Annotated in this window: 20 protein-coding genes; 15 read left to right on the top strand and 5 right to left on the bottom strand. The window is 55.8% G+C overall.

All coding sequences use genetic code 11. From position 1 onward, the window contains the following. Positions 1–23: 23 nt before the first annotated feature. The 6 genes from pabC (at position 24) to ptsG (ending at position 6,028) form a co-directional block, all read left to right on the top strand. Positions 24–839: an aminodeoxychorismate lyase gene (gene pabC / locus D5067_RS14065; RefSeq protein WP_119934668.1), complete on the top strand. Its 816-nt coding sequence runs from the start codon at positions 24–26 to the stop codon at positions 837–839. Further along, positions 836–1,858, top strand: coding sequence for a cell division protein YceG (yceG, locus tag D5067_RS14060; RefSeq protein ID WP_119934667.1), 1,023 nt, complete (start codon positions 836–838; stop codon positions 1,856–1,858). The genes pabC and yceG overlap by 4 nt, the downstream gene beginning before the upstream one ends. Beyond that, on the top strand, positions 1,848–2,489 hold the full coding sequence (tmk, locus tag D5067_RS14055; RefSeq protein WP_119934666.1) for a dTMP kinase: 642 nt from the start codon (positions 1,848–1,850) through the stop codon (positions 2,487–2,489). Before yceG ends, tmk begins: the two co-directional genes overlap by 11 nt. Then, entirely contained in the window at positions 2,486–3,490 is a 1,005-nt protein-coding gene (gene holB / locus D5067_RS14050) for a DNA polymerase III subunit delta' (protein WP_119934665.1), read from the top strand. The genes tmk and holB overlap by 4 nt, the downstream gene beginning before the upstream one ends. A 10-nt stretch (positions 3,491–3,500) precedes the next feature. Beyond that, positions 3,501–4,295, top strand: a complete 795-nt coding sequence (locus tag D5067_RS14045; protein ID WP_119934664.1) for a metal-dependent hydrolase — start codon at positions 3,501–3,503, stop codon at positions 4,293–4,295. A 299-nt stretch (positions 4,296–4,594) separates the two neighbouring features. Further along, positions 4,595–6,028, top strand: coding sequence for a PTS glucose transporter subunit IIBC (gene ptsG / locus D5067_RS14040; protein ID WP_119934663.1), 1,434 nt, complete (start codon positions 4,595–4,597; stop codon positions 6,026–6,028). A gap of 136 nt (positions 6,029–6,164) precedes the next feature. On the opposite strand, the gene fhuE is transcribed toward ptsG, so the two are convergent. Then, positions 6,165–8,351 (bottom strand): ferric-rhodotorulic acid/ferric-coprogen receptor FhuE, encoded by a 2,187-nt coding sequence (gene fhuE, locus D5067_RS14035; protein ID WP_119934662.1) that lies wholly within the window; start codon positions 8,349–8,351, stop codon positions 6,165–6,167. Positions 8,352–8,704: 353 nt separating this feature from the next. Here fhuE and hinT point away from each other — a divergent pair, with 353 nt between their 5' ends. The 8 genes from hinT to D5067_RS13995 all read left to right on the top strand — a co-directional run bounded on the left by hinT (position 8,705) and on the right by D5067_RS13995 (position 14,779). Further along, on the top strand, positions 8,705–9,064 hold the full coding sequence (gene hinT, locus D5067_RS14030) for a purine nucleoside phosphoramidase (RefSeq protein WP_010429724.1): 360 nt from the start codon (positions 8,705–8,707) through the stop codon (positions 9,062–9,064). 1 nt (position 9,065) lies between these two features. Then, the gene (locus D5067_RS14025) at positions 9,066–9,440 is read left to right on the top strand and encodes a YcfL family putative periplasmic lipoprotein (protein WP_119934661.1); all 375 of its coding nucleotides are present in this window, start codon (positions 9,066–9,068) and stop codon (positions 9,438–9,440) included. 13 nt (positions 9,441–9,453) lie between these two features. After that, complete coding sequence (gene lpoB, locus D5067_RS14020) at positions 9,454–10,098, top strand: penicillin-binding protein activator LpoB (RefSeq protein ID WP_119935445.1); 645 nt, start codon at positions 9,454–9,456, stop codon at positions 10,096–10,098. Then, positions 10,079–10,903, top strand: coding sequence for a thiamine kinase (gene thiK / locus D5067_RS14015; protein WP_119934660.1), 825 nt, complete (start codon positions 10,079–10,081; stop codon positions 10,901–10,903). The genes lpoB and thiK overlap by 20 nt, the downstream gene beginning before the upstream one ends. 11 nt (positions 10,904–10,914) lie before the next feature. Further along, the gene (gene nagZ / locus D5067_RS14010; protein WP_119934659.1) at positions 10,915–11,940 is read left to right on the top strand and encodes a beta-N-acetylhexosaminidase; all 1,026 of its coding nucleotides are present in this window, start codon (positions 10,915–10,917) and stop codon (positions 11,938–11,940) included. 34 nt (positions 11,941–11,974) lie between these two features. Continuing rightward, a complete protein-coding gene (gene ycfP, locus D5067_RS14005) occupies positions 11,975–12,517 on the top strand; it encodes an alpha/beta hydrolase YcfP (protein ID WP_119934658.1) in 543 nt (180 codons plus the stop codon). Between the two features lie 238 nt (positions 12,518–12,755). Continuing rightward, positions 12,756–14,060 (top strand): NAD(P)/FAD-dependent oxidoreductase, encoded by a 1,305-nt coding sequence (locus D5067_RS14000; protein WP_119934657.1) that lies wholly within the window; start codon positions 12,756–12,758, stop codon positions 14,058–14,060. Positions 14,061–14,239: 179 nt separating this feature from the next. Then, positions 14,240–14,779, top strand: coding sequence for a glycine zipper 2TM domain-containing protein (locus D5067_RS13995; protein ID WP_119934656.1), 540 nt, complete (start codon positions 14,240–14,242; stop codon positions 14,777–14,779). 58 nt (positions 14,780–14,837) lie between these two features. On the opposite strand, the gene D5067_RS13990 is transcribed toward D5067_RS13995, so the two are convergent. Beyond that, a complete protein-coding gene (locus D5067_RS13990) occupies positions 14,838–17,036 on the bottom strand; it encodes a TonB-dependent siderophore receptor (RefSeq protein ID WP_119934655.1) in 2,199 nt (732 codons plus the stop codon). A 178-nt stretch (positions 17,037–17,214) separates the two neighbouring features. Further along, complete coding sequence (comR, locus tag D5067_RS13985) at positions 17,215–17,850, bottom strand: TetR family copper-responsive transcriptional repressor ComR (protein ID WP_119934654.1); 636 nt, start codon at positions 17,848–17,850, stop codon at positions 17,215–17,217. A 245-nt stretch (positions 17,851–18,095) separates the two neighbouring features. Between comR and bhsA the strand changes: the two genes are divergently transcribed. Then, entirely contained in the window at positions 18,096–18,353 is a 258-nt protein-coding gene (gene bhsA / locus D5067_RS13980) for a multiple stress resistance protein BhsA (protein WP_119934653.1), read from the top strand. 79 nt (positions 18,354–18,432) lie between these two features. Here bhsA and ldtC read toward each other — a convergent pair whose 3' ends face one another. Continuing rightward, a complete protein-coding gene (ldtC, locus tag D5067_RS13975) occupies positions 18,433–19,398 on the bottom strand; it encodes a L,D-transpeptidase LdtC (protein WP_119935444.1) in 966 nt (321 codons plus the stop codon). Positions 19,399–19,549: 151 nt separating this feature from the next. Continuing rightward, positions 19,550–22,996, bottom strand: coding sequence for a transcription-repair coupling factor (gene mfd / locus D5067_RS13970; RefSeq protein ID WP_119934652.1), 3,447 nt, complete (start codon positions 22,994–22,996; stop codon positions 19,550–19,552). Positions 22,997–23,122: the final 126 nt, after the last annotated feature.

Genomic DNA, 23,122 nt, shown 5'->3' with positions numbered 1-23,122 from the left:
TCGCCCATGCATAAGGAGCCTCCATGTTTTTAATCAATGGCCTTGAGCAGGACTCTTTGCCTGCAAGCGACAGGGCGACGCAGTTTGGTGATGGCTGCTTCACGACAGCACGGATCCTCGACGGCGCAGTATGCCTGCTCGACGCACATATCCTTCGCCTTCAGACCGCCTGCGAAACGTTGCTCATCCCCTTTACGCAGTGGGAAACGTTGCGCCACGAAATGCGCCTGATGGCAGCAGAAAAGCGCGTCGGGGTACTCAAAGTCATCATCAGCCGCGGCAGCGGCGGCAGAGGGTACAGCGGGGCTGACTGTGAACACCCCACGCGGATACTGTCCGTATCAGCCTATCCAGCCCATTACGCACGCTGGCGTACAGAGGGTGTTGCCTTGTCCCTTAGCCCTGTACGGCTGGGACGTAACCCTGTGCTTGCCGGAATCAAACATCTCAATCGTCTGGAGCAGGTGCTTATTCGTACTCATCTTGAGCAGACGGACGCCGATGAGGCGCTGGTTCTTGACAGCGAAGGGTTCATTACGGAATGCTGTGCGGCTAATTTACTCTGGCGGAAGGGTCGTGATGTATTCACGCCTTCACTGGAGCAGGCTGGGGTGAAGGGCATCATGCGACAGTTTTGTTTACAGCAGCTGGCACGCTCGGGCTTTCGCGTTGTCGAAGTTAGCGAAAGGGAAGACGCGCTGTTAACAGCCGATGAGGTGGTTATTTGTAACGCGTTGATGCCTGTTTTACCCGTACGCGCGTATGGCCAACAGCGTTGGTCGTCACGTGAACTGTTCCAGTTTTTAGCCCCGATATGTGAGCAAACCAGGTCGTCATGAAGAAAATGTTGCGCGTTGTTCTCCTCCTTATAGTTGTGCTGGGTATTGCCGGCGGAGCGGGAGTGTGGAAAGTTCGTCAGCTGGCGGACAGTAAGATCCTGATTAAGGAAGAGACCATTTTTACCCTTAAAGCCGGCACCGGGCGTCAGGCCCTGGGCGAACAGCTTTACGGAGATAAGATTATAAACCGCCCGCGCGTGTTCCAGTGGCTGCTGCGCGTTGAGCCCGAGCTGGCGCACTTCAAGGCCGGCACCTATCGTTTTACCCCTGACATGACCGTCAGAGAGATGCTTCAGCTGCTGGAAAGCGGCAAAGAAGCGCAGTTCCCCCTGCGCTTTGTGGAAGGGATGCGCCTGAGCGATTATCTCAAACAGCTGAGAGACGCGCCGTACATCAAGCATACGCTGAAAGACGATAGCTATCAGGCGGTCGCCGAGGCGTTGAAATTTGAACATCCCGAATGGGTGGAAGGCTGGTTCTGGCCCGATACCTGGATGTACACCGCCGGCACAACGGACGTGGCTATCCTGAAGCGCGCGCATAAAAAGATGGTCGCAGCGGTGGAATCGGCGTGGGAGGGGCGCGTTGATGGCCTGCCTTATAAAGATCAAAACCAGTTCGTGACGATGGCCTCCATCATTGAAAAAGAGACGGCCGTTGCGGCAGAGCGCGACCGGGTCGCTTCGGTGTTCATCAACCGCCTGCGCATCGGCATGCGTTTGCAGACCGACCCAACCGTCATCTACGGGATGGGTGAAAGCTATACCGGTAAGATATCCAGAAAAGACCTGGAGACGCCAACGGCGTATAATACCTACGTGATTAGCGGCCTGCCGCCGGGCCCGATAGCAACACCGGGCGAAGCCTCTCTGCGAGCCGCCGCGCACCCGGCTAAAACACCGTATCTCTATTTTGTGGCTGACGGAAAAGGGGGGCATACCTTTAATACCAACCTTGCCAGCCATAATCGCTCTGTTCAGGACTATCTGAAGGCACTTAAGGAAAAAAATGCGCAGTAAATACATTGTCATTGAGGGACTTGAAGGGGCGGGTAAAACCACCGCCCGCAACGTGGTGGTAGATACGCTCAAAGCGCTTGGCGTGGCGGAGATGGTCTTCACCCGCGAGCCGGGCGGTACGCAACTGGCTGAAAAACTGCGCAGCCTGGTACTGGATATCAAATCCGTTGGCGACGAAGTTATCGCTGACAAAGCCGAAGTGCTGATGTTCTACGCGGCGCGCGTTCAGCTTGTAGAGACGGTTATCAAACCGGCGCTGGCGGAAGGTAAATGGGTCATTGGCGATCGTCACGATTTGTCGACGCAGGCCTATCAGGGCGGCGGTCGTAGTATTGATCGGGTCATGCTGGCGACGCTGCGCGATGCTGTTCTTGGTGATTTCCGTCCCGACCTGACGCTCTATCTGGACGTGACGCCGGAAGTGGGCCTTAAACGCGCCCGCGCGCGCGGCGAGCTGGACCGTATAGAGCAAGAGTCATTCGACTTCTTTAACCGCACCCGCGCACGCTATCTGGAACTGGCCGGGAAGGACAGCTCTATTCGCACCATTGATGCAACGCAGTCTTTAGACGACGTAACGCGCGACATCCAGCATACCGTGACGCAGTGGGTTCAGGAGCAAAAGGCATGAAATGGTATCCATGGTTGCGCCCCCATTTTGAACAGCTGATTAACAGCTATCAGGCTGGTCGGGGGCATCATGCGTTACTGATTCAGGCATTGCCGGGAATGGGCGATGATGCGTTAATTTACGCCATCACCCGTTTTCTGATGTGCCAGCAGCCAGAAGGGCATAAAAGCTGCGGTAAATGCCGCGGCTGCCAGCTGATGCAGGCGGGCACGCATCCGGACTACTACACGCTGGAGCTTGAAAAAGGCAAAAGCACGCTCGGTATTGATGCGGTGCGTGAGGTCAGCGAGAAGCTGTACGAGCACGCGCGTCTGGGCGGCGCAAAGGTGGTCTGGCTGAACGATGCTGCGCTCCTGACTGAAGCAGCCGCCAATGCGCTGCTCAAAACGCTGGAAGAACCGCCGGAAAAAACCTGGTTTTTCCTGTCATGCCGGGAGCCTGGAAGATTACTCGCCACGCTGCGCAGCCGCTGTCGCCTTCACCACCTCGCGGTACCTCAGGAATCCTGGGCGTTGACCTGGCTTGAGCGTGAAGTGACGGTGTCACAGGATGCGGCATTAGCTGCCCTGCGCCTGAGCAGCGGTGCTCCGGCGGCGGCGCTGGCCCTGCTGCAGAAAGACGTCTGGTCTCAGCGCGAAGCGCTCTGCCGTGCTGTCGAATCCGCTGTCGACAGCGGCGACTGGCTGAGCGTGCTGCCTGCGCTCAATAGCGATCGCGCGGCCGAGCGCCTGCACTGGCTGGCCGCCTTGCTGCTGGATTCGCTCAAGACCCAACAGGGAGCTACGCTCCTGAGCAACCCTGACGTCTGGCCGCTGGTGAATACGCTGGCGAACCGCCTGTCTGGCACCTCTCTGCGCGCTATCCTTCATGACGTTTGCCAGAGTCGCGAACAGCTTTTAACGGTGACCGGTCTTAATCGCGAGCTTTTACTGACCGACCAGCTGCTGCGTATCGAACATTACCTGCAACCCGGCGTGATACCGCCTGTTTCCCATCTCTGAGAGAGACATTATGTTTTTAGTCGACTCACACTGCCATCTCGATGGCCTGGATTACCAATCTCTGCATAAAGACGTCGACGACGTGCTGGCGAAGGCCGCCGCTCGTGACGTGAAATTTTGCCTGGCCGTGGCGACCACGCTGCCGGGCTATCGCGCCATGCGTGAGCTGGTGGGCGTTCGCGAAAACGTCGTCTTCTCCTGCGGCGTGCATCCTCTGAATCAGGACGAAGCGTACGACGTAGAAGCGTTACGTCGTCTGGCGGCGGAAGAGGGCGTGGTGGCGATGGGGGAAACCGGGCTGGATTATTTTTACACGCCGGAAACGAAGCCGCGCCAGCAGGAGTCCTTCCGCAACCATATCCGCATTGGCCGCGAGCTGAACAAGCCGGTTATCGTGCACACCCGTGATGCCCGCGCCGATACGCTGGCGATCCTTCAGGAAGAAAAGGTGACGGATTGCGGGGGCGTACTACACTGTTTCACAGAAGACAGAGAAACGGCGGGTAAGCTGCTTGATTTAGGCTTTTATATCTCGTTTTCGGGGATCGTGACGTTCCGTAACGCGGAACAACTGCGTGATGCTGCGCGTTATGTCCCGCTCGATCGTATTCTGGTGGAAACAGACTCGCCGTATCTGGCACCGGTACCGCATCGCGGTAAAGAGAACCAGCCAGCCATGACGAGAGATGTGGCTGAGTATATGGCCGTTCTGAAGGGCGTAAGCATCGATGAGCTGGCCCGCACCACGACCGAAAACTTCGCAAACTTGTTCCACATCGACCCCGCCCGCCTGCAATCTGTCTGATACATCTGTTTTTTTTAGGCTCGTAATTAATAAGCAAAGCGAGTAAAGTTCACCGCCTCATTTGGGGCGGTGATGGTGTTTTTAGACACATCCAGAAATGCTTTTTGTAAATATCTGAAAGTTTTTCGGCCGTCTTAAGCTGAAACGTGATAGCCGTCAAACAAACTCAGAGGGATTTATTTTACTCTGTGTAATAAATAAAGGGCGCTTAGATGTCCTGTCCACGGCACGGTACTCCCCCCGGGCCAATGCGTGAAAAACGTAAAAAAAAGCACAAATACTCAGGAGCACTCTCAATTATGTTTAAGAATGCATTTGCTAACCTGCAAAAGGTCGGTAAATCGCTGATGCTGCCAGTATCCGTACTGCCTATCGCAGGTATCCTGCTGGGTGTCGGTTCTGCTAACTTCAGCTGGCTGCCAGCCGTAGTTTCCCACGTGATGGCAGAAGCAGGCGGTTCTGTTTTTGCTAACATGCCGCTGATCTTCGCGATCGGTGTTGCGCTGGGCTTCACCAACAACGACGGCGTATCTGCGCTGGCGGCGGTTGTTGCCTACGGCATCATGGTGAAAACCATGGCTGTGGTTGCGCCTCTGGTTCTGCATTTACCTGCTGAAGAGATCGCGGCGAAACACCTGGCTGATACCGGTGTTCTCGGCGGTATCATCTCCGGTGCGATTGCAGCGTATATGTTCAACCGCTTCTATCGCATCAAGCTGCCTGAGTATCTGGGCTTCTTCGCGGGCAAGCGTTTTGTTCCGATCATCTCTGGTCTGGCGGCGATTTTCACTGGCGTGATCCTGTCCTTCATCTGGCCACCAATCGGAACTGCAATCCAGACCTTCTCTCAGTGGGCGGCTTACCAGAACCCGGTTGTAGCGTTCGGTATCTACGGCTTCATCGAGCGTTGCCTGGTACCGTTTGGTCTGCACCACATCTGGAACGTTCCATTCCAGATGCAGATTGGTGAATACACCAACGCAGCAGGTCAGGTGTTCCACGGCGATATCCCACGTTACATGGCGGGCGACCCAACTGCAGGCAAACTGTCTGGCGGCTTCCTGTTCAAAATGTACGGTCTGCCGGCCGCTGCGATTGCAATCTGGCACTCTGCTAAACCAGAGAACCGTGCAAAAGTGGGCGGTATCATGATCTCCGCAGCGCTGACCTCGTTCCTGACCGGTATCACCGAACCGATCGAGTTCTCCTTCATGTTCGTTGCGCCGATCCTGTACATCATTCACGCGGTGCTGGCTGGCCTGGCGTTCCCAATCTGTATCCTGCTGGGTATGCGTGACGGTACATCGTTCTCTCACGGTCTGATCGACTTCATCGTTCTGTCCGGTAACAGCAGCAAACTGTGGCTGTTCCCAATCGTGGGCGCGTGCTACGCCGTTGTTTACTACACCGTCTTCCGCGTGCTGATTAAAGCACTGGACCTGAAAACTCCAGGTCGTGAAGATGCGTCAGAAGACAGCAAATCAGCTGCAACCAGCGAAATGGCTCCGGCTCTGATCGCAGCGTTCGGCGGTAAAGAAAACATCACTAACCTGGACGCGTGTATCACTCGTCTGCGTGTGAGCGTTGCTGACGTCGCAAAAGTTGACCAGCCTGGCCTGAAGAAATTGGGCGCAGCAGGTGTTGTTGTTGCAGGTTCTGGCGTTCAGGCCATCTTCGGGACGAAATCCGATAACCTGAAAACAGAAATGGATGAGTACATCCGCAACAGCTAAGTTGTGAATTGGGGAGACTGAGGCAGCCGAATGGCTGCCTTTTTTAATTGTGCGGCCGGCTAAGCGCAGCGTCATCCGGTGAGAAGCGCGCACAGAAAAGGGAGCCATTTGGCTCCCTTTTAAGACGTCTGTGCGATCAGAACTGATAGCTTGCGGTCACGCTCACGTTGCGCGGTTCGCCGTAAACCAGTGAACCCTGAACGTTTGTGTCGTAAGTCTTATCAAACAGGTTATTCAGATTTCCTTGTACGGAGAAATTCTTCGTTACCTGGTAACGCGTAAACAGGTCAACCAGCGCATAGCTGCCTTGCTCAGCGCGCCACGTGCCGTAAGGCGTGGCAACGTCGCTGTAAACACGGTTTTGCCAGTTAACACCGCCGCCTACGGTCAGCGCAGGCATCGCCGGGAGACGGTAGCTGGTGAACAGTTTAACCGTGGTGCGCGGCAGGTAAGGGTTAACGTCTTTACCTTCACTGTCGTCAGCAAGGTAGCGCGTGGCGCCGAAGGTCATCTGCCAGTTATCCGTCAGCGCGCCGTTAATTTCGAACTCAACGCCTTTACTCACGGTGCCGTCTACGCCTTCATACGCAGTATCGGTTGAGCCCTGAATGACGCGGCCGGTGCTTTGCGCGACGTTATCCTGCTCGATACGGAAAATCGACAGGGTCGTGGTGAGGCGGCTATTCATCCAGTCTGACTTCAGGCCCACTTCATAGTTATTGCCGGTAATCGGGTCGAGATATCTCCCCGAGCTGTCACGATAATTTTGAGGCTGGAAGATAGAGGTATAGCTGGCATAAGCCGACCAGTTATCATCAATGTCGTAGACCAGTCCGGCATACGGCGTGGTATGGTTTTTCTCCATACCGTAGGTCATCGTATCGACGCTCCAGTTTGTATAGCGCGCACCGAGGATCAAATGCAGCGGGTCGCCCAACGAAATGCGCGTCGCCGCGTACAGCGATTTCATATTCGTTTTGTCGTCCTGGGCCAACGACTGCGATCCCCAGTTGGTTTCCGGGAAATTGCCGTCATAGTCGTAGAAATTACCGAACTCCTCCGGATAGACGTTTGCCCAGGCGTTAGTGTAGCGGTTAGTCTGACGACTAAAGCTCCCGCCGAACATCACCGTATGCTGACGACCAAACAGCTCGTAACCGCCGTCTGCAAAGAGATCGACCGCATCAACCTTACGTTTACCGCTGTTCCAGCCCGTGCCGCCAATGTAGCCGTAATCCGGGCCATAGTTCGAATAAGGCCCTACCAGCGTGCCGGTAGCTTTGTCCACGTACGCGTCCAGGTACATGGCTTTACTGTCGAATTTGGCTTCGGTATGCGTCGCATTCAGCGTTGCCTGCCAGGTATCGGCAAAGCGCTGCTTGAAGGTGGCAAACACCTTGTTGAACTCTTTGTCGTTATAGGCCCAGTCAGGCGCCGTGCTGTGGGCGCGATCGTAATGCCGTACGCTACCGTCCGTGTTCCAGCGCGGCAGGCCGCCCCACGTCTGGTTATTCACGTCGATACGTTGATATTCGTAACCCGCAGAAAATGACGTCGTCTCGCCAAGGTCTGCATCAATAATGCCCGAGAAGAAGGTTTTCTTTTGATTGTAGTTATCAAGCCAGGAGTCGTTATCCTGATAGCCTGCCACGATGCGGCCGCGCAAATTGCCGTCGTCCGTAAGCGGGCTTTGCAGATCCATGACGTAGCGCTGTTTGTTCCAGCTACCATATTCCGCGGACAGATTGCCTTTGAATTCGCGGCTGGTGGCATGTTTACGCACCATATTGATCGCTGCCGACGGGTTGCCCGTGCCCGTCATCAGGCCGGTTGCACCGCGGACCACTTCAACACGCTCGAATAGTGCAGTATCCGAGAGGGCATCCCCCAGGTTCCACCGTGATTCAAAGTAGGTGGGAATACCGTCGATCATGTAGTTATCGATCTCAAAACCACGTGAGTAGTAGCTGCTGCGATCGGAATCCGCGGTGTTTTTGCTGATGCCCATGGTGTTATCCATCACGTCTCCCAGCGTTTGAAGCTGCTGGTCTTCCATGCGTTGTTCACTCACGATGGAGACAGACTGGGGGATATCGCGCTGGATCATCTGCATTTTTGTGCCGATGGAGGTGGATTTTACGCTGTAATCCTGCTCCTCGCTGGAAATGCCGGACTGAGACGTGCCGTCAACAACGAGTGTCTCCTCGTTTGGTGCGGCGAAACTTACGGCTGGCGTCAATGCCATAGCAATGCAGGCGGCCAGCAACGAAGGTGTTGCGGCAGGCTGACGTTGCCCATCCCTGGTGTGATTAATGAAAGACATCATCAAACCCTTAATGAATGGTGAAAGTGGTGTGCTTCAGTCCCGCTAGCACGGGCTGAGGTCATTTTCTATGTTAAAAATGCGCATGGAAATGCAAATGCGAAATATACGCATTGTGATTAGCGCTGTAAACAGATGTTTCTGGCCAAAATGAAATGAAGTTTCAGGTCGTAAACCGGTGAGAGCGGTCACTCTCCCGCCAGCCGGCGGGCAATCAGGAAAGAAAACGAGGGAGAAGGTTGAAAGGACAGGAGAAAGTCGCTCATACTCTTGAGTTGTATCACACAGAAAAACAGACAATGTGTGTGAGTAGCGGACGCACCACGCCAGATTAAACAAAAAAGGAAAAGGTCATGGCTGAAGAAACGATTTTCAGTAAAATTATCCGCCGCGAAATTCCGTCGGATATTGTCTTTCAGGATGAGCTGGTAACGGCCTTTCGGGACATTTCACCTCAGGCGCCGACGCACATCCTTATCATTCCAAATATTCTGATTCCTACCGTTAACGACGTTAAAACCGAGCATGAGGTGGCGTTAGGCCGTATGCTTACGGTGGCCGCGAAAATTGCTGAGCAGGAAGGTATTGCTGAAGACGGCTATCGTTTGATCATGAACTGCAATCGCCACGGCGGTCAGGAAGTTTATCATATCCACATGCATCTTCTGGGTGGACGTCCACTGGGTCCGATGCTGGCACATAAAGGTCTTTGATATGTTAAGTGGGCGTATTGCAGCGCTGATATTAACGCTGGTGATGGTAGGGTGCAGCTCGCGTCCTGCGATCCCGGTTAGCGATGAACAGACGCTGGTGATGGAGTCCTCAGTTCTTGCTGCAGGCATCACGGCAGAGCAGCCTTCGCTGACCATCAGTGAAATCCAACCTTCTGCCTCCTCTACGCTCTATAACGAAAGACATGAGCCAGTGACGGTGCATTACCGCTTCTTCTGGTATGACGTTAGAGGTCTTGAAATGCACCCGCTTGAGGCACCGCGCAGCGTGACTATTCCGGCGAGATCGTCGGTCACACTCTATGGCAGCGCCAACTATCTGGGTGCGCATAAGGTGAGACTTTATCTTTATTTGTAAGGGGTGAACCTTGATTAAAAATATGAGCCGCTATGCGCTCGTGACAGCTTTTGCACTGTTCCTTGCTGGGTGCGTGACGCGCACGGAAGAACCCGCGCCTGTGGATCAGGCTAAACCGGGAACGGAACAGCCGGCCCAGCCAACACAGCCTGTGCCAACGGTGCCGTCCGTACCGACGATCCCGGCGCAACCGGGTCCAATTGAACATCCGGACCAGACGTCCCAGCCTGCGCCGCGCGTCCGCCACTTTGACTGGAACGGCGCAATGCAGCCGATGGTGGGTAAAATGCTGCAGGCACAAGGCGTGACGGCGGGAAGCGTTCTGCTGGTGGACAGCGTGAATAACCGTACCAACGGTTCGCTAAACGCCGGTGAAGCAACGGAAACCTTGCGTAACGCGCTGGCGAACAACGGTAAATTCACGCTGGTCTCCACGCAGCAGCTGGCGGTAGCCAAGCAGCAGCTGGGCTTATCGCCACAGGACAGCCTGGGTTCGCGCAGCAAAGCGATTGGTATTGCCCGTAACGTTGGCGCACAGTATGTGCTGTATTCTAACGCTACCGGTAATGTCAATACCCCGACGCTGCAGATGCAGCTGATGCTGGTTCAGACAGGCGAAATTATCTGGTCAGGTAAAGGTGCCGTTACGCAACAATAACTGCACCCGTGCAGAGATTCTGACGCGCTATTTTCCACAGTATCGCCTTATCGCGCCGCAGGCCCACTCCGGGCTTGGCGGCGCGAGTTGCATTATAGAGCAGGGCGGGCATCGTCTGGTATTGCGTCAGAATCACGATCCCCTGGCGCCAGCCTCTCATTTCCGCCGTCAGTTTCGCGCGCTCAGTCGCCTGCCTTCTTGTCTCGTGCCGAAGCCGGTCTTTTATGAGCAGGGCTGGATGGCGGTAGAGTACCTTGCGGGCGAGATCAAAAGCGCGCTACCGGATACCCCAACGCTCGCCTCGATGCTGTATCATCTGCACCGTCAGCCCTGTCTGGGGTGGCGGGTAACGCTTTTGCCGCTGCTGGAAAAGTACTGGCAGCAGGCGTCCCCTGACAGACGAACGTCCTTCTGGCTGGCGCGGCTTAAGCGGCTGCGCAAAGCGGGGGAGCCACGGCCACTGCGCCTCTCTCCGTTACACATGGACGTTCACGCCGGGAATATCGTGCACACGCTGACGGGCGTCAGGCTCATTGACTGGGAATACGCCGGCGATGGAGACGTCGCGCTGGAGCTGGCGGCGGTCTGGATGCCTGATGATGGCTCGCGCGAGCAGCTTATTATGGCCTATGCCCGCAGCGCGCAGATGAATCCATCGAGGCTGACAAAACAGGTCAGACGCTGGCAACCGTGGGTGCTTATGCTGATGGCGGGCTGGTTTGAAATGCGCTTTCAGCAGTCAAAAGATAAACAATTTATTACGCTGGCAGATAACGTCTGGCGTCAGTTACAAACTAAAGGATAAGAGAGGTTCGTGTGGGTCCAGTCATGTTGGATGTTGAAGGGTTTGAGCTGGATGCGGAAGAGCGCGAAATTCTTGCGCACCCGCTGGTTGGTGGTCTGATCCTGTTTACCCGCAACTATCACGATCCGGAGCAGCTGCGCGAACTGGTTCGCCAGATCCGCGCCGCATCGCGCAATCATCTGGTGGTGGCGGTGGACCAGGAGGGCGGACGCGTGCAGCGTTTCCGCGAGGGGTTCACCCGCCTGCCTGCCGCTCAATCTTTTGCCGCGCTGCTGGGTACCGAAGAGGGCGGCAGGCTGGCGCAGGATGCCGGCTGGCTGATGGCGAGTGAGATGATTGCCATGGATATCGATATCAGCTTCGCTCCCGTACTGGATGTCGGGCATATCAGCGCCGCAATCGGTGAGCGTTCGTACCACGACGATCCGCGCATTGCGCTGGCTGTGGCGACGCGCTTTATCGACGGAATGCACGATGCGGGCATGAAAACTACCGGTAAGCACTTCCCGGGGCACGGGGCCGTGACCGCCGATTCGCACAAAGAGACGCCGCGCGACCCGCGCCCGGAGGCCGAAATCCGCGCCAGAGATATGTCGGTGTTTCGTTCGCTAATAACCGACAATAAGCTTGATGCCATTATGCCCGCGCATGTCATCTACAGCGAGGTGGATCCGCGTCCGGCAAGCGGTTCACCACACTGGCTGAAAACGGTGCTGCGCCAGGAGCTTGGGTTTAACGGCGTGATTTTCTCTGACGATCTGTCAATGGAAGGGGCGGCGATAATGGGCAGCTACGCGGAGCGCGGTCAGGCATCGCTGGATGCAGGTTGCGATATGATCCTGGTCTGCAATAATCGTAAAGGCGCGGTCAGCGTGCTGGATAACCTGTCGCCGATCAATGCAGAGCGTGTTACACAATTGTATCATAAAGGTTCATTTAGCCGTCAGGAGCTGATGGACTCTGCGCGCTGGAAAACGATTAGCGCCCAGCTTGAAGCTCTGAACGAGCGCTGGCTGGCGCATAAAGCCAGCCTGTAAACCCTCCCGGAAGGCGTAGCGTGGTGAGAAGACAATGATCATCTATTTACACGGTTTTGACTCAAACAGTCCTGGTAATCATGAGAAGGTGCTGCAGCTGCAGTTTATCGACCCGGATGTACGGCTGATCAGCTACAGCACGCGCCATCCTAAGCATGACATGCAGCATTTACTCAAAGAAGTTGACAAGATGTTGCAGCTCAACGTCGACGATCGGCCGCTGATTTGCGGCGTGGGGTTAGGCGGGTATTGGGCCGAGCGCATCGGGTTCCTGTGCGACATGCGCCAGGTGATCTTCAACCCCAACCTGTTCCCCGACGAGAACATGGAAGGCAAGATCGATCGCCCGGAAGAGTATGCTGATATCGCGACTAAATGCGTCAGTAACTTCCGTGAAAAGAACCGCGATCGCTGTCTGGTTATCCTCTCGCGCAATGACGAAGCCCTCAGCAGCACCCGCGCCGCGGAGCTGTTGCATCACTACTATGAGATCGTCTGGGACGAAGAGCAAACCCACAAGTTCAAGAACATCTCTCCTCATCTGCAGCGTATTAAGGCCTTTAAAACTCTGGGCTAAGAGTCGTTCTGAAAACACAAAAGCTCGGCCGCGCAAGCGAGCCGGGCTTTCTTTTTGTCCAGAATTGTCTACTTTTAAGCCATCAAAACTTGATGCATATCAATTTTGGTATGACCAATGCGCCTGACGTGTTATTCTCAATTCACCTGAATGGTTTCAGTGCTGTAACCTGTTGTTAATTAAGGGTTATTTTTATAACTTTTAATTAACAATTGGTTAATAATTTGAGGGGGTCACGTTGACTACGCCATTGAAAAAGATAGTGATTGTAGGCGGTGGAGCTGGCGGGCTGGAGCTGGCAACACAGCTGGGCAAGAAGCTGGGTCGCGGTAAGAAAGCCAAAATTACGCTGGTGGATCGTAACCACAGCCACCTGTGGAAACCGTTGCTGCACGAAGTGGCAACCGGCTCTCTGGATGAAGGCGTTGATGCGCTGAGCTATCTGGCGCATGCGCGCAATCACCATTTCCAGTTCCAGCTGGGCTCCGTGGTGGACATCAACCGCGAGAGTAAAACCATTACGCTGGCAGAGCTGCGTGACGATAAGGGCGAGCTGCTGGTGCCCGAGCGCAAATTACCGTATGACACGCTGGTGATGGCGCTGGGCAGTACCTCCAACGACTTCAACACGCCTGGCGTAAAAGATCACTGCATCTTCCTCGATAACCCGCATCAGGCGCGTCGTTTCCACCAGGAAATGCTAAACCTGTTCCTGAAGTACACCAACAACATGGGTGCTAACGGCAAGGTCAACATCGCGATTGTTGGCGGTGGCGCGACGGGCGTTGAGCTCTCTGCTGAACTGCACAATGCGGTGAAACAGCTGCACAGCTACGGCTATAAAGGGCTGACCAACGACGCGTTAAACGTGACGCTGGTGGAAGCGGGCGAACGTATACTGCCTGCGCTGCCGCCGCGTATCTCCGGTGCCGCCCACAGCGAGCTGACCAAGCTGGGCGTACGCGTTCTGACCCAGACGATGGTGACCAGCGCGGATGCCGGTGGCCTGCATACCAAAGATGGCGAGTACATCGAAGCGGATCTGATGGTCTGGGCGGCAGGTATTAAAGCGCCTGATTTCATGAAGGATATCGGCGGGCTGGAAACGAACCGTATTAATCAGCTGGTCACGGAGCCTACGCTGCAAACCACGCGCGATCCGGACATCTACGCGATTGGTGACTGTGCATCCTGTGCGCGTCCTGAAGGGGGCTTCGTTCCTCCGCGTGCTCAGGCTGCGCACCAGATGGCAAGCCTGGTCCTACACAACATTCTGGCGCAGACCAAAGGCAAACCCATGAAATCCTACGTCTATAAAGACCATGGGTCGCTGGTGTCGCTCTCGAACTTCTCTACCGTCGGCAGCCTGATGGGTAACCTGATGCGTGGCTCAATGATGGTAGAAGGGCGGATCGCACGCTTTGTCTACATCTCCCTGTACCGTATGCACCAGATCGCGCTGCACGGCTATTTCAAAACCGGCCTGATGATGCTGGTGGGCAGAATTAACCGCGTTATCCGTCCGCGCCTTAAGCTGCACTAATCCTCTCTCCCTCCGGCCATCCGGAGGGATTTTTAGCACATCGTGCTGCACATCTCCAGTTGAGTGCTTAAGAGTTCTCTTAAAGCGAAAATCCCACTCCGTTTTGATCCTTTATCTTATTGGCGAACGCCCTTCTTCATCGCAAAATTGTTACCAATAGCAACAAAGGAGGAAGTCCCGTGAATAAATCTATGTTGGCGGGTATAGGGATTGGCGTCGCTGCTGCGTTAGGTGTGGCTGCAGTTGCCAGTCTCAATGTGCTTGATCGCGGCCCGCAGTACGCGCAGGTAGTGTCCGCTACCCCGATTAAAGAGAGCGTTAAGACCCCTCGTCAGGAGTGCCGCAACGTAGCGGTAACCCATCGTCGTCCGGTACAGGATGAAAACCGCATTGCCGGTTCCGTTCTGGGGGCCGTCGCCGGTGGCGTGATTGGCCATCAGTTCGGCGGTGGTCGCGGTAAAGACGTTGCGACGGTCGTCGGCGCGCTGGGTGGCGGTTATGCCGGTAACCAGGTGCAGGGCGCGATGCAGGATAACGACACTTACACCACGACCCAGCAGCGCTGTAAAACCGTCTATGACAAGTCGGAGAAAATGCTGGGCTACGACGTGACCTACAAAATTGGCGACCAGCAGGGCAAAATCCGCATGGATAAAGACCCGGGTACGCAAATTCCGCTGGATGGGAACGGCCAGCTGGTACTGAACAACAAAGCGTAAAATAGCTGTACTCTGCATTTAGCTCCTCACGCGCTCAGGCTGAGGAGCTTTTTTTCGTTTAGAAGGTAAGGGCGTAGTTCAGACCAAAGGTACGCCCGCGTCCCTTGTATCCATACAGCGCGGCGTTGCCGTAGGTCGGGCTATACAGCAGCGGCGCGCGCTGGCCCCAAACGGTGGTGTACTGTTTATCCAGCAGATTTTCGATACTGAAAGACACTCTTCCCAAAGGAAGCTGGTAGCTGCTGAGGAAATCGACGGTGTTGTAGCCATCAATTTTATTCCCGGCGGCATCGCTCAGGTCGAAGGTTTGCTGCGTCTGAATACGCAGTGACCAGGGCTCTGGCGCCCAGCCGACATAGGCTGTCGCTTTTGACGGTGACGCCTGAGTGACATCCCATTTCTCCCACGAGCCGTTGGACTTGATTTCCGATTTCACCACGTTGACGTTCCCCCCTACGCTCCAGGCGCTGTCAGGGATGAAGTAATCCACCGCGCCCTCCACGCCATAGATACGGCGCTTAAGCGAATTCACGTCGATGGTCATGTCGCTGCGGTTAATATCGACTGATTTGTCTGAAAGAGAGTAGTAGGCGGCAAGCTGCGTGCGCAGATTATTGCCGGTGTAGCGCCAGCCCAGCTCATAAGAATCTACCTTGATGCCTTCAAGTTTCGCATCATTCGGGTTCACGCTTTTCAGCAGGGCCAGATGACCCTGTGCATCGGCTTTTGCGTACGAACCGTTGCCATAGTATTTGCCCGGGTCCGGCAGCTCAACGCCCTGAGAGAAGTTAAACCAGACCTGCTGCTGTTCGGTGATATGCGCAAGGATCCCGGCGTTGAACAGGACATTGTCATAATCGGTCTTCCCGCCGGGAATGGCGTCAGCCGAAGTGGCTTTACCGGTGGCAATCGCCTGCTGTTGTGAATAGGCGATAAAATCGTCGACGCGGTTCTCAGTCCACTGATAGCGAACGCCGCCGCTCAGGGTGAAAATGTCATTGATGTCGTAGCTGTTTTGCAGGAAGGGGGCAACGTTAGTGATGTTGTACCCAGGGTATCGACCGGTATTGTATTTGGACGCGTTGTTCATCCCGCCAGACGGTACCGAGTTGGCCAGGTCGAAGAACATCTGATTGGAATCGAAGGTCTCGCGATCGGCATCAAGCCCCCACGTTACCTGCCAGCCGTCCAGCGGCGTGCTGTTCAGCGTCAGCTTTGCACCGTACTGGTCGGTGTTTTGCTCTGACGCGGAGAAGCTGGTAATGGTTTTTGTCTTCTGATCGACGGCCGGGAAAGGGTAGAAGCGCAGGGATTCATCGCGATAGTAAATTTGCCCGACCAGCTCCTGTCCCCAGAAGTCTGAATCGGAGTACTGCAGGCTGATCAGGTGGCGCTCGGTACCTGGAATGCGGTCGGAGCTGAACCCGCTGCGGGTACGTGCCGTCCCGTCCCCGAGCACCGCACTCATGTTCTTGTCAAGATAGAGGCCGTAGTCGTCATCGCCCTGGCTTTTATAATACTGGGTGACCACCTGCAGCTGGCGCGTCTCATCAATTTCGATCGTACCCGTTCCCATCACGTCGAGACGATCCGAGTGCTGTAAGCCGGTCTGGGTATTATCAAAGGTGAGGGCGTCACCGTTGCCGTCGTACCAGCCGCCGAAACGCTGATACGCCACGGAAAGGCGTCCCGAGGCGTGGTCATTACCGCCGCTGACCGCTGCTGCTACGCGCTCGTCGCGATCGTTACTGTTGTTAAAACCCGTCTTGCTGCCAAGCTCCAGATCGACCTGCGCCTCCGGCTGACCCTTTTTGGTTACGATGTTGATCAGGCCACCCGTGCTGCCACCGCCGTAGAGTGCGGTTGAACCTGAAATGACTTCAATATGGTCGACGTTGAAAGGGTCGATAGAGTCAAGCTGGCGGCTGTCGGTGCGCGAGGAGTTCAGGCGCACGCCGTCCACCAGCACCACGATGGCCCGACCGCGCATATTCATGCCGTAGTTGGTTCGCCCCTGGCTGCTAACATCCATCCCCGGGATCAGCTGCCCGAGAATATCCTTGAACTCTTTGCCTCCCTGGACCTGTTGTTCAATCTCCTGGCCTTCGATAATCCACGTGGTCTGCGCCATTTCCGCCACGGTACGGTGGCTACGGTTGGCGCTGACAACCAGGTTATCTTCGTTCGTTTGTTCAGCGTAAAGCGGCATTGCTATAGCCAGCAACACCGGGTTGAGCACCCAGAGGCTCTTCTTCATCATCATTCCTTATTGAGCATTCGCCCTTTTTATTGGCAGGTCATTGTGCAAGAAACAAAAAATGCAAATGCGAATACTGCCGATAATGAAAACTATTATCAACCTGAGAAAAATAAGGGGGTTGGGGGCAAATCAGAGAAGGAAAAAGAGGAGAGAGGGCGGCGAACCGCCCTGTGAATCAGAGTTTCAGTAGTTCAGGCCACAGACGCAAAGTGGTCTGGGTAATGCTCTGCAGTTTGTCCAGACTTGCCCCTTCACGGGCGCTGATCGACATGCCCTGCAAAATACAGCTCAGATATTGTGACAGCTCCTGCGGACGACAGTGCGCCGGAATTTCACCGCGCTGCTGGCGCTGCGTCAAGAACGTGCTCAACGTCTCTTCCTGCATCGCATGGCGCGATTTCACCGTGTTGGCGATCTCTTTTGACGATGCCGCAAGGGTGGCGGAGGTATTTATCATAAAACAGCCTGCAGGCGTGTCTTTGCTGGTGAAACAGGTCGCGACGGCGCAGAAATAGTCCTGCAAGGCCTGTTCGACGCTTTTCTCTTCACAGAACAGCTGGGCTTCATGCTTTGCCGCAAAGCGGGTGATGTATCTGTCCAGCACCGCCCTGAACAGCCCCTCTTTATTCGTGAACTCCGCGTACAGCGTCGGCGCCTTGGCGCCGGTGGCTTCTACCAGATCGGAAAGCGAGGTCGCTTCATATCCATGTTGCCAGAAGAGTGTCATGGCCTTATCGAGCGCCGCATCCCTGTCGAACACTTTTGGTCGGCCACGGCTTTTCTTCGCACAACTCGTAACATCGGTTGTCATTTGCCGTTGGTCCTCTGTTGGTTTGTTGAATGACCATTATAAAAATAAACCCCATTCGGAACCAGCGCTCATTTCTTAAAAATAAATAAATCATATCGGTATGAATTATAAAGAAAATAAAATTAACTTAACGGTCATTATAAAAACATGTTGACGTGTGACGTGGATCACATCTATCATTTACCTATCGATCGTTAAGTAATTAGCTTACGACCTCCAAATTCATCTGCCTAAAGGTAAAAATCATGAAAAACGTAAAAACCCTGATCGCTGCTGCCGTACTAAGCTCAATGTCATTCGCAAGCTTCGCTGCTGTTGAAGTACAGTCCACTCCGGTTGACCAGCATAAAGTGGGGACCATCTCTGCAAGCGCGGGGACTAACCTGGGTTCACTGGAAGATCAGCTGGCGCAAAAAGCTGAAGCTATGGGTGCCAAATCATTCCGCATCACTTCAGTGACCGGTCCGAACACCCTGCACGGTACAGCCGTCATCTACAAATAAGCGTAACGACACCCTCCGCTATGCTTATGCCACTGCAATAAAAAACGCCCTGCTCGTGCAGGGCGTTTTTCGTTGTGTCTTACATCGACTGTTGGCCAACATTGTGGTGCCGGGTAACGTCCGTCGGCATGCCGGAGCGCGCTGTCATGGCGCGTTCCATAACCGTGCTATCCGTGCCGGCATCTGTTTTGAAACTCACCATGGCGGCATTAAGATTGATCGGCAGGGTCTGCGGATCGTCATCAATGTTTTTCGATAACGGCTGGTGGATTTCTACCAGACGCACGCCGCCCGGCTCTACGGAGGCTTTGATCGGCGTATTGATGATATTCACTTTCGTACCCGGCGTAATGACGTTGTAGAGCTTTTTGATATCGTCATCGCGCAGGCGGATACAGCCGGAGCTGACGCGCATGCCAATGCCAAAATCGGCATTCGTTCCATGCAGAAGGTAGACCCCACCGTAAGCGGCGAGGCGTATCGCATGGTGACCCATAGGATTGTCCGGACCTGCCGGAACCACGGCAGGCAGGTCAATTCCCTGCGCTTTATAGCGGGCACGAATGTTGGCGGTGGGAGTCCAGGTCGGGTTAGCACGTTTATCCGACACGGTGGTTACCATCGTTGGCGTGAGCGTATCGCCCCCCAGCTGACCAATGCCGATCGGGTAGACGGTCACTTCATTTTTACCCGGCGGGTAGTAATAGAGGCGCAGTTCAGCGAGGTTGATCACCAGCCCCTCGCGCGGCGCGTCCGGTAAAATGGTCTGCAGCGGAATGGTCAGCACGCTACCCGCGCGCGGCACGTATGGGTCAACGCCCGGGTTGGCCTGCAGAAGCGCCAAAAAGCCAACGTTATATTTTTTAGCAATCGCTTCCAGCGACCCCCCATTGTTCTCAACCACGTGAAAGCGGTTTTGCCCGACGACGTTGCTGCCGGCAGGCGGAAGCGGCCAGGTATTGGCACGCGCCGGGAGGGCTATAGCCACCGTTGCGGCCAGCGCAAACAGGGTTATCCAGCGGGTAAAACGCGAAGAGATCATCATCATCATAATCCATATAAATAATAAGGTTATTGTTTTATAAGTATTCATGATAATTATGGCTAACAGGCGTGTCGGGAAGATCGGGGGAAGTGCAAAGAGTTTGTAAATTGTCACCCCCGGGAGCGTTTCACTCGCGGGGGTGACAGGCCGATTACGCGATGGCGTTCTCTTCCAGCTGGCGCATAAAGTTGCGTACCCAGTCCATGCGGGTTTTGCGTTCCGCCAGATCCTGGGTGAATTTCAGGCGCGTCGGTCCATCCAGACGGAAGTGCTGCGGCTGTTTTTGCAGCAGGCCAATCAGCCACATCGGGTCAACGTGGTTTTTCTCTGCAAACTCAATCGTGCCGCCTTTTTCGTTTCCTTCAAGCTTGCGGATGCCCAGCTTCTGCGCCTGCTGACGCAGCCGGGCGATATCCAGCAGATTCCTCGCCGCATCCGGCAGCAGCCCAAAGCGGTCGATCAGCTCGACCTTGATCTCTTCCAGCTCATTTTCCTTTTTCGCACTGGCGATACGCTTGTAGAACGACAGGCGGGTATTCACATCAGGAATGAAATCATCCGGCAGCAGGGAAGGCATGCGCAGTTCGACCTCGGTTTGCTGGCTGGTGAGATCTTCCAGGGACGGCTCGCGCCCGGCCTTCAGGGCATCGACGGCGTTTTCCAGCAGCTCCATGTACAGAGAAAAACCGATGGTTTCCATTGAGCCGCTCTGGTCTTCGCCCAGTAGCTCACCGGCACCGCGGATCTCAAGATCGTGCGTCGCCAGCGCAAAGCCCGCGCCCAAATCCTCCAGCGAGGCGATGGCTTCCAGACGCTTTTGCGCGTCGGTCGTCATCGCTTTCGGGTGCGGCGTCAGCAGCCAGGCGTAGGCCTGATGGTGCGAACGCCCGACGCGTCCGCGAAGCTGATGAAGCTGCGCCAGGCCGAAGTGATCCGCACGCTCGATGATGATGGTGTTCGCCGTTGGAATGTCGATCCCGGTTTCAATGATGGTGGTACACACCAGCACGTTGAAACGCTGGTGGTGGAAATCGTTCATCACCCGCTCCAGCTCGCGCTCGCGCATCTGCCCGTGACCGATGGCAATACGCGCTTCCGGCACCAGCTCCGCCAGCCTGTCCGCCGCTTTCTGGATGTTTTCCACATCGTTATAGAGGTAGTAGACCTGACCGCCGCGCAGCACTTCACGCAGAATGGCTTCGCGCACCACCAGGTTGTCGTACTCGCGAACGAAGGTTTTCACGGCCAGGCGGCGTGCAGGCGGCGTCGCGATTATCGACAGATCGCGCATGCCGCTCATCGCCATATTCAGCGTACGCGGGATCGGCGTTGCGGTCAGGGTCAGGATGTCAACGTCGGCGCGCATGGCCTTGATTCGCTCTTTATGACGAACCCCGAAGCGGTGCTCTTCGTCGACGATCAGCAGCCCAAGGTCTCTCCACTTCACGTCGCTTTGCAGCAGCTTGTGGGTGCCGATCAGAATATCGATCTTGCCTTCGCTTGCCTGTTCCAGGATCTGCGTCTGCTCTTTGGCGCTGCGAAAACGCGACAGCATCTCGATGCGCACCGGCCAGTTGGCAAAGCGGTCGCGGAAGTTGTCGAAGTGCTGTTGGGCGAGAAGGGTGGTCGGCACCAGAACCGCCACCTGCTTGTTATTCTCCACGGCCAGGAAGGCAGCGCGCATCGCCACTTCCGTTTTGCCGAAGCCCACGTCGCCGCACACCAGCCGGTCCATCGCCAGCGGCTGACACATGTCGCTCAGCACCGCGTTGATGGCCTGCGCCTGATCCGGGGTGGTTTCAAACGGGAAACTGTCGCAGAACAGCTGATACTGCTCTTTGTCGTGTTTGAAAGCGTAGCCCGATTTGGCCGCGCGCTGGGCGTAGATATCCAGAAGCTCTGCCGCCACGTCGCGCACTTTCTCTGCCGCTTTCTGACGCGCGCGCGCCCAGGCGTCGCCGCCCAGCTTGTGCAGCGGCGCATTATCCTCAGCGCCGCCCGCGTAGCGGCTGATCAGATGCAAAGACGACACCGGCACATAGAGTTTGGCGTCGTTGGCGTAGGTCAGCATCAGGTACTCGCCCTTAATACCGCCTGCTTCAAGGGTGGTCATTCCCTGATAGCGACCAACCCCGTGTTCAAGGTGAACAATTGGCTGGCCCGGGTGCAGCTCGGCCAGGTTGCGGATCAGCGTGTCCGGGTTGATGGTCCGGCGGCTGTCCTGACGTCGGCGCGCGACGCGCTCGCCGAGCAGATCGCTTTCGCAGATCAGCGCGATGTTGTTGAGCTTATCAATAAACCCGTGCTCAGCGGCACCGATCATCAGGTAGCGTCCGGTACCGCTGGCCTCGCTCAGGCGCTGGATGCGCTTGGGCGCTACTTTGATGCGGCCCAGCAGTTCACCCAGCGCTTCGCGGCGGCCTTCACTCTCAACGGAGAACACCACCGGTCCGGTAAAGGACTCGAGGAACTTGCGCAGATTATCCAGCGGGGATTTCTGCTGCGCCTGAACGGAAAGATCCGGCAGCGTCTGGAAGGCCAGGTTGGTATTGGCGGCTTTATCCGCCAGTGAATCGGTTTTGAGCTGCACACGCGGCCAGCGTTTCAGTTCCGCGTTCAGCTCATCGGTGCGCAGCCACAGCGTTTCCGGCGGCAGAAGTGGACGCATAGGATCCACCCCCCGGTTTTCGAACCGGGCACGGGTCTCGCTTTCAAAGCGTGCGGCGCTGGCGTCGATATCGCCGGTGTTCACAATCAGGGTATTCGCCGGGAAATAGCTAAATAGCGCCGGCAGCGGCTCGTTAAAGAACAGCGGCTGCCAGTACTCGATCCCGGCAGGCAGCGTGCCTTTGCTGACCTGCTGATAAATATGTTCGGCATCGCGCTTTACGTCGAACCTGTCGCGCCACTGGCTGCGGAACAGTTCGACGGCGGTTTTGTCCGTTGGGAATTCATGCGCGGGCAGTAAGTTGATGGAGTCCACTTCTTCCAGCGTGCGCTGGGTGTCGGCGTCAAACACGCGCAGGCTGTCGATCTCATCATCAAAGAAGTCCAGGCGATACGGGCGATCGCTGCCCATCGGGTAGAGGTCCAGCAGTGCACCGCGCGTGGCGTACTCCCCGTGCTCCATGACCTGATCGACGTGGCGATAACCCGCGCCATCCAGCTGGGCGCGAAGGGCATCGCGCGACAGGCGCTGGCCTTTTTTCATCACCAGGGCGTGACCGTGGAGATAGCTGTGCGGGCAGACGCGCTGCATGAGGGTATTGACCGGAACAATCAGCACGCCGCGCTGCATGGTCGGAAGCTGATAGAGCGTCGACAGGCGCGAGGAGATGATCTCCTGATGCGGGGAGAAGCTGTCGTACGGCAGCGTTTCCCAGTCGGCGAGGCTGAACACCAGATTATCGGTGAACTGGCGAATTTCATCGTGCAGGCGCAGGGCATTTTGCATATCCGGTGCAACCAGAATGACCGGGCCAGGATGTCGCTCAGCGATTTCTGCCACCAGCGTGGCGCAGGCTGCCCCCGTGAGTTCACCCAGCTGGCGCTGGTCGCCCGCTTTGACTGGCAAGGAATAACGATAGTGTTCAGGCATGGCTATGTCAGAGTCTCTTATGGATATACCCACAGTATTGGGGCATATCTCTGATACGCAATGCCTTTATTATCCTCGATCGTTTTGCATTAGCAAACCGTAACCGCACGGAGGGAAAACACGCCC

This window comes from Enterobacter huaxiensis (assembly GCF_003594935.2).
GTDB lineage: Bacteria > Pseudomonadota > Gammaproteobacteria > Enterobacterales > Enterobacteriaceae > Enterobacter > Enterobacter huaxiensis.
The sequence above is the reverse complement of the archived record's forward strand: the minus strand, read 5'-3'. Positions and strand labels throughout refer to the sequence as shown.